This is a genomic window from Rhizobium sp. BR 314 (assembly GCF_047445805.1).
Classification (GTDB): domain Bacteria; phylum Pseudomonadota; class Alphaproteobacteria; order Rhizobiales; family Rhizobiaceae; genus Rhizobium; species Rhizobium lusitanum_B.
On sequence record NZ_JARWLA010000002.1, the window covers coordinates 209,080 to 224,304 of the forward strand.

The window sequence follows — 15,225 nt, forward strand, 5'->3', positions numbered from 1 at the left end:
CCAAAACGGTCTAAACATTCCAAAAATGACTTCGCTTCGGGTGGAAGCGGAGGAGAACGGGCAAATGAAGCCATTGGGCGTTGGACTGATCGGTACAGGCTATATGGGCAAGTGCCATGCGCTGGCATGGAATGCGGTCAAGACCGTATTCGGCGACGTGGCACGGCCTCGGCTAGTCCATCTGGCCGAAGCCAATGCCGATCTGGCAAAGGCGAGGGGCGATGAATTCGGCTTCGAGAGAACGACGGCCAACTGGCGTGACCTTATTGCCGATCCCGAGGTCGATGTCGTCTCTGTCACGACACCCAATCAGTTCCACCCGGAAATGGCGATTGCAGCGCTTGAGGCCGGCAAACATGTCTGGTGCGAAAAGCCGATGGCGCCGGCCTATGATGACGCCGAGCGTATGCTCGCTGCGGCGAAAGCCTCCGGCAAGGTCGCCATTCTGGGTTACAACTATATCCAGAACCCCATCATGCGGCACATCAAGTCGTTGATCGAAGATGGCGCGATCGGTGCCGTCAACCATGTCCGCGTCGAGATGGACGAAGATTTCATGGCCGATCCGCACGGTCTCTTCTATTGGAAGAGCGAGCTTGCCTCCGGCTACGGCGCCCTGGACGATTTCGCCGTGCACCCGCTCTCGCTGCTCTGGTTCCTGTTTGGGCATGTAGAGGCCGTGATCACCGATATGGTGAAGCCCTATGCCGAGCGGCCATTGAAGGAGGGCGGCAGCCGCGCGGTCGAGAATCACGATCTCGCCAATGTGCTGATGCGACTTGGCGGTGGCATTTCTGCTGTGCTGATGGCCAATCGCTCGGCCTGGGGCCGAAAGGGAAGGATCGCCTTACAGATCTTCGGCTCCAAGGGCTCGATTTCCTACGATCAGGAGCGCATGAACGAATTCGAGCTCTATCAGGCCGAGGGCAGGGATAGCGAACAGGGTTTCCGCAAGGTGCTGGCCGCACCGGCTCATAATCCCTACGACCGCTTCATTCCGGCGCCTGGTCACGGCCTTGGTTTCAACGACCTCAAGATCATCGAATGCCGCGAGTTGATCCGTGCCATTTCCGGCGAGACTGCGTCAGTCGTCGGTTTCGCAGACGGTTTGCGCATCGAGAAATCCGTCCATGCCATGGCGCGGTCGTTCCATGAGCAGCGCTGGGTCGAGATCGCTCTCTAAAACGTGCCGCGAAAATGTGCGGCAGTTCTCCGCCCCGAATGCAAAAAAACCAAGAAGATGGGCGGTCCTCCAATTAAAGAAAAGGGAACCGCTCGGTATTCGGCCCAATTTTCTCCCGATCCCGGGCGCAGGGTCAGTCGTGATTGACGCTTGCGGAGGTAGGCGTTACCCCTGAGGCCATAGGTGCGCCTGCCTGTCTCATGCCGGCGGCACACCATATAATAACGATATGGAGAACGGATCGTGACGGGCAGATTGGTCATTATTGGAGCCGGGCAGGCGGGCTTCGCGCTCGCAGCCAAGTTGCGGGCACTTGGTGATTCAAGGCCTATTACCATCGCAGGCGCCGAAGAAAATCTTCCCTATCAGCGACCGCCCCTGACGAAAAAATATCTCCTCGGCGAAATGAGTTTCGATCGCCTGCTGTTCCGCCCGGAACAATGGTACGCCGACAACAATGTCGAGATCCGTCTGTCCACCTGGGTCGAGCAGATCGATCGTGCCGCAAAGCAGATTGTCATGCAGGATGGCTCGCGGTTGGATTACGAGACGCTGGCGCTGACCACCGGTTCCACACCGCGTCGCCTTCCGCCCTCCGTCGGCGGTGCGCTCGAGGGCGTCTACGTCGCCCGCGACAAGCGCGATGCGGATTTTCTGGCGGAAGAGATGCGCCCAGGCCGCCGCGTCCTTATTATCGGCGGCGGCTATATCGGTTTGGAAGCGGCAGCCGTTGCACGCCATCGCGGCCTTGAGGTTACTCTCATCGAAATGAGCGACCGGATCCTGCAGCGGGTCGCGGCCAAGGAAACGGCCGATATATTCCGAGCGATCCATCAGAAACATGATGTCGTCATTCGCGAGAAGACGGGGTTGAAGCAGCTTGTCGGCCGCAATGGTCATGTCGTCGCTGCCGAGCTTTCCGATGGAACCACCATCGAGGTCGATTTCGTCGTGGTGGGTATCGGGGTTGCTCCGAATGACAGGCTTGCCAAGGAAGCAGGCCTGGAGGTCGGCAATGGCATTGTCGTTGATTCGTTCGCCCGTACCTCCGACCCCTCGATCTTCGCCATGGGCGATTGCGTCGAGCTGCCATGGGAGGGCACGCGAATCCGCCTCGAATCGGTGCAGAACGCAGTCGACCAGGCGGACGCCGCCGCAGAGATCATTGCCGGTGGCGATAAGGCCTACGATCCAAAGCCTTGGTTCTGGTCGGATCAATATGACGTGAAGCTGCAGATTGCCGGCTTCAATCTCGGCTATGACGAGACGCTGCTGCGGCCCGGCGCGCGTGAGGGAGCCGCGTCCGTCTGGTATTTCAAGCAGGGCCGCTTCATCGCCGTCGACGCTGTAAACGATGCAAAGGCCTATGTTGCCGGCAAGAAGCTTTTAGAAGCGGGTGCCAATCCCTCCAGAGCGATTCTCTCGGATCCCGCGGCGGACCTCAAGCAGCTGCTGGCCTGATACGCCTCATATCTTCCAAGCACACGAGATTCGGCAGCCGGCTATTGCCGAATCTCGGAAAGAACGTGGGTGAAGGCGAAAAAGCGCTTGCGTCGATAAATGAATGGCCCTATCAGGGCCGCACCGGAGAGGTGGCCGAGTGGTCGAAGGCGCTCCCCTGCTAAGGGAGTATACCAGAAATGGTATCGTGGGTTCGAATCCCATCTTCTCCGCCATTTGATCTTGTGGCCCAACGTCTAGCATCGAACTTAGGTTCGCGTGGTCTGGTCGCTTCCTGCGACCGCCGCCTTCAGCTTCGCTGGTTCCCCCAAATTCCCTTATTGTGCTGGCGCCATGGTCGCCTTTATGCGCGGTCCGTCATGCCGCCTCGAAAGGGGTAAGGTAGAATCATCCGGGTACATGCATCGATTCGGGACGGTGGGGAGAACGGACTTTGGGTCCTCTGCTACCAGCGATCTGTATGGCAAAGAGTACAACTGGCGTTCAATTCTCAACTGAACCCCTTGTTTTGTCGGGCAATGGCCGCGTTACGGCCGAATCCCGCGTCTTGGGCTATACTGGGAGCCGCCGCATAAGTGCCCGTAGATTAAGGATTTTCTTAACGAAGTCTAAACCTACATTACCGCGTCGCCGTCGTTTTGTGTCCTTTCGGCAACAGGACTTACAGAAGGCTTACGCAAATCACCCTTTCCGAGAAGATGTCGATTGCGTGACAGAGCGCGTCTTGTATTTTCACTCTCGGAAGCGAGGGCGATTGATCGTCCACTTCTTGAAACGCGAGGATGGGACAGGGAATACCTTCGGGTAGTTCTCATTCTCGACAAAAACTTTGACTGGAGGTCAATATGAACATCAAGAGCCTTCTTCTCGGCTCCGCTGCTGCGCTGGCAGCAGTATCCGGTGCTCACGCAGCAGACGCTATCGTTGCCGCTGAGCCGGAGCCGCTTGAATACGTCCGCATCTGCGATGCATACGGCGCTGGCTACTTCTTCATCCCGGGCACCGAAACCTGCCTCAAGATCGGCGGCAAGGTTCGTACCGAAGGCAAGTGGTACGACGCTTACACCCCGAACACTCACATCGGTACGCTTTGGCACACCCGCGCTGAGCTGCAGCTGCAGACGGCTTCGGACACCGAATACGGCCCGCTGAAGACCAACACCGAAATGCGTTGGGACTGGCAGGAAGGTGGTTCGACCAAGACGAACCTGCTGCACGCCAGCATCAGCCTCGGTGGTTTCACCATCGGTAAGGAAGACTCGCAGTTCAACGTCTTCACCGGTTATGCCGGCGACGTCATCAACGACGACGTCATCGGTGATGGCCCGTACGAACTGAACCAGATCACCTACAACTACGACGCCGGCAACGGCTTCACGGCTGTGATCTCGGTTGAAGACAGCAATTCGGGCTACACCACGAACGCTGCTGGTGTGACTGTACCAGTCACGGGCCCCAACGGCGAAGACAGCCACAACCACTACGCTCCTGACGTTGTAGCCGGTGTTGGCTACAAGGCCGGCGCATGGGCCTTCAAGCTCGTTGGCGGTTACGACTCGATCGTTGAAGAAGGCGCCATCAAGGCTCGCGTAGACGCTGACTTCGGCGTATTCTCGGCCTTCTTGATGGGCGGCTGGAACACCGATGGCAGCAAGGTCAACAAGTATGCTAATGGCGACTCAATTGGCCAGAGCTGGGGTGATTGGGCTGTTTGGGGCGGTGCAAGCGTTCCGATCAACGAAAAGCTGAAGTGGAACCTGCAGCTCGCCTACACCGACAACAAGACCTTCTCTGCTACGACGAACGTCAAGTGGAATCCGGTTAAGAACCTGCTCGTCATGCCGGAAGTTACCTACACCAACTGGGACAACATCAATCAGGACCAGTGGGCTGGCGTTCTTCGCTTCCAGCGCAGCTTCTAATCTAGTATGACTTCGGTCATATGAGATTTTTCACTTCGGTGAGGAAAAGCCCGGTCGAAAGTCCGGGCTTTTTGCGTTGTCTATACCTGCATTTCCCTCCGATATTCGGGCTATCCGGGCGCAGCACGCTTTCCGCCACGGATATCGCTTGCCGGGCGGAGGTTTTTTCATGTAACCTTAAGTTGAACTTATTCTCGACGCCGCAGAAATATGACGAATTTGCGACGTGATTTTTGTGCAACGCACCGTTTGAAACGCGCGTCATAAATGCCGACAGTTTGTATCTGATATTGCTCTGAAAAAAACGATCTGTAGGGTCCAAATCAGAAGCAAGACTTACGGTCTTGGTTCTCCCAGATCAGGGGTCAACTTTAAAAACTAGGTAGGGTGGGGAACGCCGATTTTTCGGCGTGATGTCTTGCGCCTTATTGATATTGAAACTGGAGTTTCCAATGAACATCAAGAGCCTTCTTCTCGGCTCCGCTGCTGCGCTGGCAGCAGTATCCGGTGCTCATGCAGCCGACGCTATCGTTGCTGCTGAGCCGGAGCCACTGGAATACGTTCGCATCTGCGACGCATACGGTGCAGGCTACTTCTTCATTCCGGGCACCGAAACCTGCCTCAAGGTCGGCGGCATGGTTCGTACCGAAGGCAAGTGGTACGATGCCTACAACCCGAATACCCACAACGGCACTATCTGGCATACCCGCGCTCAGCTGAGCCTCGATACTGCATCGGACACCGAATACGGTCCGTTGAAGACCAATACTGTCATGCGTTGGGACTGGCAGGAAGGCAACACCACCACCACGAAGCTGCTCTGGGCGAACATCAGCCTCGGTGGCTTCCTCGTCGGTAAGGCTGACTCGCAATACAACGCCTTTACCGGTTATGCCGGCGACGTCATCAACGACGACGTGGTCTATGACGGCCCGTACGAACTGAACCAGTTGACCTACAACTACGACGCCGGCAACGGCTTCACGGCTGTGGTTTCCGTTGAAGACAGCAACTCCGGTGCGGATGCCTCTTCCTTCGGCGGCGCCTGGGTTAAGTCCGAGCAAAACCACTATGCTCCGAACGCTGTTGCCGGTATCGGCTACAAGGTTGGCAACTTCGGCTTCAAGGTCGTCGGCGGTTATGACTCGATCGTCGAAGAAGGCGCTATCAAGGCTCGCGTCGATGCCGACTTCGGCGTCTTCAAGGCCTTCTTGATGGGTGGCTGGAACACTGACGGTAAGAAGCTGAACCAGTATGCCGGTTCGAACCTCGACGCGTCTGCTTGCCCGGTTGGCCGTGGCGATCTCTGCGGCTGGGGTGACTGGGCAGTTTGGGGTGGCATTGGCGTTCCGGTCAATGACAAGCTGAAGTGGAACCTGCAGTTGGCCTACACCGACTCGAAGATCTTTGCCGCGACCACGAACCTGAAGTGGAACCCGGTCAAGAACCTGCTCATCGAGCCGGAAGTTTCCTACACCAACTTCGATTCTGTGAACCAGGATCAGTGGGCAGGTATCCTCCGCTTCCAGCGCAGCTTCTAATTCGGTCCGCCGAATCGACATCGACATCGACAGATTTTCTGATCTGACCTCCGATCAGAAAAGGGCAGGCCCGGTTTTCCCAACCGGGCCTTTTTATTGTGCACAATCCCGAAAGCCGATCAGCTCGCCTCAAAGCGCAGAGAGAAAGCTTCGAATGACTGCCGGGATATCGCCGAGATGCAGGAGAGGGGCATGACCTTGGCCCGCCACCGACTTGATGACCATGCCCGGATGTCGGCGCGCCATGTCTTCGATGGTGCGCGTGCTCAGCAGCTTGGTGTTTTCACCGCGAATCACCATCAGCGGAGTGTCGTTGAAGGCCTCGAATTGCGGCCAAAGGTCCGCAAGAGGTACTTCAAAATCAAGCGCTAGCAGCTGTTGGGCGATGGCCGGGTCATAATCGGCCACGGGTTTGCCATCACGAAAGTCATAGATCGCGCCGGCCATGTCCTGCCAGTCGCCGTCAGTAAGCGCCGTGAATGCAGCGCCGTGATTCTCTCGCAGTATGTTAACGGCATCGTCCCGGCCGGCCGGCTTTCTGTCTCGATTGAGATAGTCGCGAATTTCAACCAGGCCGGGCTTTTCGATCGCAGGACCGATATCGTTGAGAATGGCCGCTTTCAGAAGATCCGGACGGCTGGCCGCGAGCAGATGCATGACGAGGCCGCCGCGCGAGGTGCCGATGAAGACGGCTTGTGGGATGTCGAATGTGGAGCAGAGGCTAACGACGTCCTGGGTTTCAACCACGAGATTATAGTGGGATTTGTCGGCATCGCGTTCGGACTGTCCGCGCCCGCGGGCGTCGAGCGTCAATACTCTGTAGGGCGTAGCTGAATGATACGCCAAGAGCATCGCCAATTGGTGAAAGTCGCGCGAATTGCGCGTCAGACCCGGCAGGCAGATGATGGGCGGCCGTGCCTGTGTGGCCTGCGCGTCACCGATATAGTCTCGAACATAAAGCTTCAGGCCGTCCTCGGCCGCTATCGTTCGAACAAGGAAGCCGCTTTCGTCGTCGCTGCGCATGCATCGTGCCTCGTGCTTGGGATATCACGAGAAATGTAGCGTCAATCCCGCGGTCTGCACAACCGCACCCAAGCACGCCGGCCCGATCAGGTGCGGCCGTTGACGAGATCGCTGACGATATCGGTCTTCTGCCCAAGCCGGGCCTTGTAGACCTGATAGTTCTCCATGACACGCTGGACGTAGTTACGCGTCTCGGGGAAGGGGATGCGCTCTATCCAATCGATGACGTTGTCGAGCGATTTGCCGCGCGGATCGCCGTAACGGGTGATCCACTCGGGAACCTTGTTCGGGCCGGCATTGTAGGCAATGAAGGTCAGAATGTAGGAGCCGCCGAACGTGTCGATCTGTTCGCCGAGATAGTGAGCGCCAAGTGTGGCGTTATAGCCGGCATCCTGCGTCAGTTTTTCGGCGGAATAGGCTATGCCGTGCCGAACGGCGACCGCCTTGGCCGTCTTCGGCAGCAATTGCAGCAGGCCGCGCGCATTCGCCGAGGAGACCGCAGCCGGATTGAAGGCGCTTTCCTGTCGGGCGATGGCATAGGCCAAAGCTTTGCCGGAACCCGAGATATTGGCGTTCTGCGGAATGACGCCGATCGGGAAGGCGAGCGCAGCGACATCGACCCCGCGGCCATAGGCGATCTTGCCGATCTGCAACGAAAGCTGATGATTGCCGGAGCGCTCTGCCTGAGCCGCCAGCAAGGCGATTTCGCCAGGGCCGTCCAGCTGCCTCGCCAATGCGCGGTAGATTGCCTCGGCGCGCCAGCCATGTCCCGCTGCTTCGAGCCGCGAAATCGCCTGCACCGCCTCGCGTGCCTGAAAGCGCTGGCGATCGGTGGGCGAGGGGGAAGGATAGGTGACGTCTAGCGTCCGCCGGCCAAGTTTCTCGGCGGCAAGCTGGCCGTAGAACGTGCTGGGATAGGCCGCCGCCTTGGCATAGAAATCGGCTGCCTTGCCCGGGCCACCCGCCTCGGCTGCGCGTCCGAGCCAGTACCAGCCGCGTGATTGCGAGATCGGCCCATTCGACACCTGCAGGATCTTGCGGAAATGGCCCGATGCGCTCGCTCCGTCCTGCAGACCGCGCAAGGCATACCACCCGGCATGGAATTCGGCTTCGCCGACATCCTGCGGGCTCTCTGCGACGCTGGCGTCGACGACGCGATAGGCATCCTTGAAGTCGCCCTGATCCACCAACCCGCGGCTGACGATCCGCTGCTCGTTCCACCATTGGCCGGGGCTGACGAGTACGCTGCGATCCTTGGGCATCTGTCCAAGCAGGGTGGCGGCATTGTCATATTTGTTCTGCCAGCGCAGGTTCTTGATGCGCATGTAGAGATAGGCAGGATCCTTGCGCCATTGGGCGTCGATTGCCGCAATCAACCCATCGGCCTTGCTCGAGCGATCGTTGACTGCAGCCCAGGCCTTGTAGAGCGACTGTGCTTTCCCGAGGTCGCCGAAGCGTTTCGCCTGAGCGGTACGGTCGCGATAAAGCAGAAAGTCCATGCGAGCCTTATGATCGGCGGGCGACAGCAGCGCGGCGAATTCGGCGAGGATCTTGTCTTCGAAAGGCTTGTCGAGCGCCTCGGTACGCCAGATCTTGCGGATCAGCTTCGCAGCTTGCGATGCGGAGCCGCGCGCAACGAGCGCCCGAGACAGGATCACCGAGCCTTCCACGGTTTCCGGCTGGGTGCTGCCGAAGGCCGCGAGAATCTGTTCCGTGGACGGATTTTCGATGTAGAGCGCCCGCTCCGAGTTCGCACGCAGGCTGCTAAGACCCGGCCAACCGACAAGTTCGCGCGCAGCCGCGGCAATTTCTCCGGATGGGATGCCCGGCTGGCCGGAGGTCGCAATCGCCCAGGTCAGTATGTGACGGTCGAGCGTGCCTTCTCGCATGCTGTTGCGGACGGCAAGCGCCTGCATCGGGTTCTTGTTGGAGAGCGCATCGAGACCGGCCTTCAAGTCGCCATTGATCGGGGCAATGGCACCGCCACGCGGTATGGCGGCCGTGCTGATCGGATCCGGCGTCGACATCGCGACATCGCCGCGGATCGCTGTGGGCTGGCCGGAAGGTTGAGACGCAAAAGCGCCCCACGCAACCGCCAGGCCCATGGCGGTCCAGATCATCACAGGTCTTTTCATCCGGCTACTCACAAAACAATCAGGCCCTTTCCATTTGCCTAATGCTATATTAACGAAACCTTACCGGCGGTTCGAATTTCAATCAATTATCATATCGGAAACTGCCCCACACCAATCAAAGCGCGCTTGTCGCCGTCAAGCCGGCGCTTTATGGTGCGCGGATTCATAACCATGGATTGCGGCTGAAGCATGAAGGCAGCGCCGCTAGGAGACTTGTATGTTCCAGGGGTCCATTCCCGCACTCGTTACGCCCTTTACTGACGCTGGCAAGTTTGATGAGGCGTCCTTTGCCTCCCATGTCGAGTGGCAGATAAAAGAGGGTAGCCGCGGCTTGGTGCCCGTGGGCACAACGGGCGAATCGCCGACCTTGTCGCATGACGAGCACAAGCGTGTCGTCGAGCTTTGCATCGACGTGGCGAACAAGCGCGTTCCCGTCATGGCGGGCGCAGGCTCGAACAATACGCGTGAAGCGATCGAGCTTGCCCAGCATGCCGAAAAAGTCGGCGCTAACGCCGTGCTCGTCGTCACTCCCTATTACAACAAGCCGACGCAGAAGGGGCTCTTCGCTCATTTCGCCGCCGTTGCGGAAGCCGTGAAGCTGCCGATCTACATCTATAACATTCCAGGCCGTTCGGTCGTGGATATGACGCCGGAGACGATGGGTGCACTCGCCAATGCCTATGGCAACATTGTCGGCGTGAAGGATGCGACGGGCAAAATCGAACGGGTTTCCGAGCAGCGCATCACCTGCGGCAGCGACTTCCGCCAGCTTTCCGGTGAAGACGCGACGGCGCTGGGCTTCAATGCTCACGGTGGCATCGGCTGCATTTCGGTAACGGCCAATATCGCGCCGCGCCTCTGCGCCGAGTTTCAGGCGGCGACGCTTGCCGGCGACTATGCCAAGGCGCTGGAGTATCAGGACCGTCTGATGCCTCTGCACAAGGCGATCTTCCTTGAGCCTGGTCTCTGCGGTGCTAAGTATGGCCTTTCCCGTCTTGGTCGGATGAGCCGCAATGTCCGCTCGCCGCTATTGTCGACCCTTGAGCCTAGCACGGAAGCTGCGATCGATGCGGCCATGCGCCATGCCGGCCTGCTGAACTGAGGCCAATTGCAGACTCATTGCCAAACTCTGCGAGACCGCTCTCTTCACAAGGAGAGCGGTCTCGCTTATTTAGAGTGCTGAAACCTGGGCCGCGCTGTTAGCCGCAGCCGGAATGACGTCAGAAAAGAAGAAGAACAATCATGGCCCCCAAAGGTAGCCAGCGCGTAGTGAACAAGATCGTGGCGGAGAACCGAAAGGCACGCTTCAACTATGAGATCATCGATACATATGAAGCGGGTCTCGTGTTGAAGGGCACGGAGGTCAAGTCGCTGCGTGAAGGCAAGGCCAACATTGCAGAATCCTACGCTTCCGATGAAGACGGCGAGATCTGGCTCATCAACTCCTATTTGCCGGAATATCTGCAGGCGAACCGCTTCAATCATGAGCCGCGTCGCCGCCGTAAGCTGCTGCTCTCCGGCCGCGAAATCGGCAGGCTGCGTTCCGCCGTCAACCGCGAGGGCATGACGCTGGTGCCGTTGAAGATCTATTTCAACGATAGCGGCCGAGCAAAACTTGAGCTGGCGCTCGCCAAGGGTAAGAAGCTGCACGATAAGCGCGAGTCCGAGAAGGAACGCGACTGGAACCGCCAGAAGAGCCGGCTGCTCAAGGACAACGGCTAAAACCTACGGCATTGGCCGAACTGCCTTGATTCCCGGCGAGCAGCTGGGTTCCGTCAAGCATAGGTAAAGCAACGACAGAAGTCTGGCTTCGAAGACCGCAGGCAGCCATCAATTCGGCTTTATTGTTCGGCGTCGGCTTCCGTATGAGCCACATCTGCAGTGCGGTGAGCGCGTTCCGAGGGTTCGCGGCCGATTTCGGCCTTCAACGATACGAGGTCGATGAAGTGATCGGCCTGACGGCGCAGGTCGTCGGCAATCATGGGCGGCTGGGTCGCCATCGTCGAAATCACCGAAACCTTGCGGCCGCGACGCTGCAAAGCTTCCACCAGCGTCGTGAAGTCGCCGTCACCGGAGAAGATCACCAGATGATCGACGGTCTCGGATTGCTCCATGGCGTCGATCGCCAGCTCGATATCCATGTTGCCCTTGATCTTGCGGCGTCCCATGGAGTCGGTAAATTCCTTCGCCGGCTTGGTGATGACCTTGTAGCCGTTATAGTCGAGCCAGTCGATCAGCGGACGAATGGAGGAATATTCCTGATCCTCAATGAGGGCGGTGTAGTAATAGGCGCGCAGCAGATATCCACGTTTTTGAAACGCCTTCAGGAGTTTGCGATAGTCTATGTCAAAGCCGAGGCTCTTAGATGCAGCGTAGAGATTGGCGCCGTCTATAAAAAGTGCGATTTTCTCGCGTGGGTCAAACATCGCTTACATATCCACTGTTACAAAAACGTAATCTTTTTATTCAAAGGTAAGCTAAAACAAGGCCTTGTACAGCGTCCGAAGAATAATTCGAATTACTTTATGAATTATTCATATAGACGAGATTTAGGGCACGCTACGCGATATTCCAAGCAATCTTAGGTGGAATGCACCATTTGTCTAGGAGAATTTTAGCACTTTATGGGATTGCGCGCAGGGGCTCAAACAGGAAAAACTTGAATTTGCCATCGTTTGCTTGTATCGGCGTGCTACTCCGAGACATGATGACGACATCACGACCGCAAAGGACAGGCAATGGCCCGTGTCACAGTAGAAGATTGCATTGATAAAGTAGAGAACCGGTTCGAGCTCGTGCTGCTTGCCAGCCATCGCGCCCGCCTGATCTCGCAGGGCTCCTCCATCACCATAGACCGCGATAACGACAAGAACCCTGTCGTCGCGCTGCGTGAAATCGCTGATGAGACGCTGTCGCCCGACGACCTCAAGGAAGATCTGATCCACTCGCTGCAGAAGCATGTCGAAGTGGATGAGCCCGAGCCCGATCCGGCAAGCCTGCTTGCGGCCGGTGGTGCTTCGGCTGCCAGCGACGAGGAAGAAGACGTTCCGGAAGCCGTCACTTTCGACCAGATGTCGGAAGAAGAACTGCTGGCCGGCATCGAAGGCCTTGTTCCGCCGGAAAAAAGCGACGATTACTGATCGTCGATCTTGATGCTCCGGGCAGGAGCGATATGATGAGGGGATGCGTGCGCCGGTCATATGACTGGCGCGCTTTTGTTTTTGCGGGAGTAGCCTTGGAATGATGCGGCAATATGAGCTTGTTGAGCGGGTGCAGAAGTACAAGCCCGATGCCAACGAGGCGCTGCTCAACAAGGCTTATGTCTATGCGATGCAGAAGCATGGCCAACAGAAACGCGCAAGCGGCGATCCCTACATCTCCCATCCCCTCGAAGTTGCCGCCATCCTGACCGATATGCGCCTGGACGAATCGACCATTGCGGTCGCGCTCCTCCACGACACGATCGAGGATACGACGGCGACACGTGCCGAGATTGACGAATTGTTCGGCGAGGATATCGGTCGCCTGGTCGAGGGGCTGACGAAGATCAAGAAGATCGATCTCGTCACCAAGAAGGCAAAGCAGGCCGAAAACCTGCGCAAACTGCTGCTCGCCATTTCCGACGACGTTCGCGTGCTTCTGGTGAAGCTTGCCGATCGCCTGCACAATATGCGCACGCTCGATCACATGTCGCCGGAAAAGCGTGCTCGCATTTCCGAAGAAACGATGGAAATCTATGCGCCGCTTGCCGGCCGCATGGGCATGCAGGACATGCGCGAAGAGCTTGAAGAGCTCTCCTTCCGTCATATCAACCCCGAGGCGTACGACACCGTCACCAAGCGACTGGAGGAGTTGTCGCGACGCAATGAAGGCCTCGTCAAGAAGATCGAGACCGAGCTGCGCGATCTGCTGGTGGCCAACGGCCTTGCCAATGCCATGGTCAAGGGGCGGCTGAAGAAGCCTTACTCGGTCTTCCGCAAGATGCAGTCGAAGTCGCTCTCCTTCGAGCAGCTTTCGGACATCTATGGCTTCCGTCTTCTCGTCGACGACATACCGTCCTGCTATCGGGCGCTCGGCATCGTGCACACTCGCTGGCGCGTCGTTCCCGGTCGATTCAAGGACTACATCTCGACGCCGAAGCAGAACGACTACCGCTCACTGCACACCACGATCGTCGGCCCCTCCAGCCAGCGTATCGAGCTGCAGATCCGTACCAAGCGCATGCACGAGATCGCCGAGTTCGGTATCGCCGCTCACACGCTCTACAAGGACGGCGCAAACGGCAATGGCGATGGCGACGTTCTTTCCAAGGAAAGCAGCGCCTATTCCTGGCTGCGTCACACCATCGAGGCGCTGGCCGAGGGCGATAGTCCCGAAGAGTTCCTTGAGCATACGAAGCTTGAGTTGTTCCAGGATCAGGTCTTCTGCTTCACCCCCAAGGGCAAGCTGATTGCCCTGCCGCGTGGCGCGACACCGATCGATTTCGCCTATGCGGTTCACACCAATATCGGCGACACCACCGTTGGAGCCAAGATCAACGGCCGCATCATGCCGCTGGTGACGCGACTGACCAACGGCGACGAAGTCGAGATCATCCGTTCCGGCGTCCAGGTACCGCCGGCGGCCTGGGAAGAGATCGTCGTGACGGGCAAGGCACGCGCGGCTATTCGCCGTGCGACCCGGCTTGCCATTCGCAAGCAATATGCCGGCCTCGGCCACCGCATTCTGGAGCGCACCTTCGAGCGTGCCGGCAAGATCTTCTCGCGGGATGCCCTGAAGCCGGCCCTGCATCGTCTCGGCCAGAAGGACGTGGAAGATGCCATCGCCGCCGTCGGGCGAGGGGAGATGTCGTCGCTCGATGTGCTGCGCGCAGTCTATCCCGACCATCAGGATGAGCGCGTCACCGTCAAGCCGGCTGGGGATGAAGGCTGGTTCAACGTCCACAGCGCCTCCGGCATGATTTTCAAGATTCCCGGCAAGAACAAGGCCGATCTGGCCGATGATGCGGAGGCGCCACCGATCCGTGGTCTGGCGGCCAATGTCGAAGTGCATTTTGCACCGACGGGTGCCGTTCCCGGTGACCGCATCGTCGGCATCATGGAAAAGGGCAAGGGCATCACCATATATCCCATCCAGTCGCCGGTTCTTCAGCGGTTCGATGACGAACCCGAGCGCTGGATCGATGTGCGATGGGATCTGGACGAAGCCAACAAGTCCCGCTTTGCTGCCCGCGTCCTGATCAACGCGCTGAACGAGCCGGGCACTCTGGCAAAGGTCGCGCAGACCGTCGCCGATGTCGACGTCAATATTCGCGTTCTCAATACGGTTCGCGTCGCCGCCGACTTCACCGAGATGGCGCTGGACGTCGAAGTCTGGGATCTGCGTCAGCTGAACCAGCTTCTGGTGCAGCTCAAGGAGCTCGATTGCATCGCCACGGTGAAGCGGCTTTATGAGTGACGCCGCCCGGCGTCATGGTCGATTTGATGCTGCCTGCATATTTTGTGATCATTTTATGACCAAAAATGAGCAGCTTTCCGGATAGTTATGCGCTTATCGCATGGCTGTGTCTATTTTAGAGAGGTGGTAATTAACCTCTCTCGGGCCTATCTTCTGGTCATCGAAGAAACGAAACAGAGATGAGAGAAGACAATGTTTAGCCCGATCAAGAAAATCGCCCGCGCCCTGCGCGTTCCGAGCGTTGAAGAACGCGAGATGGCTTATCTGAATGGCTCGCACGACCGTTTTGACCTTGAATATCGTCAGCGTCAGGTCGATCGCGGTCTGTTCCGCCAGCGTTAACCGCTGCCAATACTTCCAAGACCAAGAAGGGCGTGCTGCTGCTGCGCCCTTGGAGCTTCCCGAACTTGCGGGAATGCTGCCTGAGAATGAAAGAACGTCTTTCTTTCTGCGTTAGCGCGGACGACGTTCCTAAAAGGGCCGTACTTTCGGCTTCTAACGGG

12 protein-coding genes and 1 tRNA gene are annotated in these 15,225 nt (G+C 58.0%); 10 read left to right on the forward strand and 3 right to left on the reverse strand.

What is annotated here, in order from left to right; genetic code table 11:
• The first annotated feature begins 64 nt into the window (after positions 1-64).
• From QD461_RS03530 to QD461_RS03550, 5 genes are all read left to right on the forward strand, one after another.
• Complete coding sequence (locus QD461_RS03530) at positions 65-1,183, forward strand: Gfo/Idh/MocA family protein (RefSeq protein ID WP_414086503.1); 1,119 nt, start codon at positions 65-67, stop codon at positions 1,181-1,183.
• Between the two features lie 243 nt (positions 1,184-1,426).
• The gene (locus QD461_RS03535) at positions 1,427-2,644 is read left to right on the forward strand and encodes an NAD(P)/FAD-dependent oxidoreductase (RefSeq protein ID WP_414086504.1); all 1,218 of its coding nucleotides are present in this window, start codon (positions 1,427-1,429) and stop codon (positions 2,642-2,644) included.
• 125 nt (positions 2,645-2,769) lie between these two features.
• Positions 2,770-2,859: transfer RNA gene (locus QD461_RS03540), tRNA-Ser, on the forward strand.
• Between the two features lie 630 nt (positions 2,860-3,489).
• Complete coding sequence (locus QD461_RS03545; protein ID WP_414086505.1) at positions 3,490-4,566, forward strand: porin; 1,077 nt, start codon at positions 3,490-3,492, stop codon at positions 4,564-4,566.
• 452 nt (positions 4,567-5,018) lie between these two features.
• Positions 5,019-6,107, forward strand: coding sequence for a porin (locus QD461_RS03550; protein ID WP_414086506.1), 1,089 nt, complete (start codon positions 5,019-5,021; stop codon positions 6,105-6,107).
• Between the two features lie 129 nt (positions 6,108-6,236).
• Here QD461_RS03550 and QD461_RS03555 read toward each other — a convergent pair whose 3' ends face one another.
• Both QD461_RS03555 and QD461_RS03560 read right to left on the reverse strand, forming a co-directional pair.
• A complete protein-coding gene (locus QD461_RS03555) occupies positions 6,237-7,130 on the reverse strand; it encodes an alpha/beta fold hydrolase (protein WP_414086507.1) in 894 nt (297 codons plus the stop codon).
• Between the two features lie 86 nt (positions 7,131-7,216).
• Positions 7,217-9,265: a lytic transglycosylase domain-containing protein gene (locus QD461_RS03560; RefSeq protein ID WP_414086508.1), complete on the reverse strand. Its 2,049-nt coding sequence runs from the start codon at positions 9,263-9,265 to the stop codon at positions 7,217-7,219.
• Positions 9,266-9,482: 217 nt separating this feature from the next.
• Here QD461_RS03560 and dapA point away from each other — a divergent pair, with 217 nt between their 5' ends.
• Together dapA and smpB are read left to right on the forward strand one after the other, a co-directional pair.
• The gene (gene dapA / locus QD461_RS03565; protein WP_414086509.1) at positions 9,483-10,367 is read left to right on the forward strand and encodes a 4-hydroxy-tetrahydrodipicolinate synthase; all 885 of its coding nucleotides are present in this window, start codon (positions 9,483-9,485) and stop codon (positions 10,365-10,367) included.
• A 140-nt stretch (positions 10,368-10,507) separates the two neighbouring features.
• Complete coding sequence (gene smpB, locus QD461_RS03570; protein ID WP_004121827.1) at positions 10,508-10,987, forward strand: SsrA-binding protein SmpB; 480 nt, start codon at positions 10,508-10,510, stop codon at positions 10,985-10,987.
• A 119-nt stretch (positions 10,988-11,106) separates the two neighbouring features.
• Here smpB and QD461_RS03575 read toward each other — a convergent pair whose 3' ends face one another.
• On the reverse strand, positions 11,107-11,691 hold the full coding sequence (locus QD461_RS03575) for an NYN domain-containing protein (RefSeq protein ID WP_184701424.1): 585 nt from the start codon (positions 11,689-11,691) through the stop codon (positions 11,107-11,109).
• A 312-nt stretch (positions 11,692-12,003) separates the two neighbouring features.
• Between QD461_RS03575 and rpoZ the strand changes: the two genes are divergently transcribed.
• From rpoZ to QD461_RS03590, 3 genes are all read left to right on the forward strand, one after another.
• A complete protein-coding gene (gene rpoZ / locus QD461_RS03580; protein ID WP_414086510.1) occupies positions 12,004-12,405 on the forward strand; it encodes a DNA-directed RNA polymerase subunit omega in 402 nt (133 codons plus the stop codon).
• Positions 12,406-12,505: 100 nt separating this feature from the next.
• On the forward strand, positions 12,506-14,722 hold the full coding sequence (locus tag QD461_RS03585) for a RelA/SpoT family protein (protein WP_184701428.1): 2,217 nt from the start codon (positions 12,506-12,508) through the stop codon (positions 14,720-14,722).
• Positions 14,723-14,914: 192 nt separating this feature from the next.
• The gene (locus tag QD461_RS03590; protein ID WP_081615336.1) at positions 14,915-15,064 is read left to right on the forward strand and encodes a DUF3563 family protein; all 150 of its coding nucleotides are present in this window, start codon (positions 14,915-14,917) and stop codon (positions 15,062-15,064) included.
• Positions 15,065-15,225: the final 161 nt, after the last annotated feature.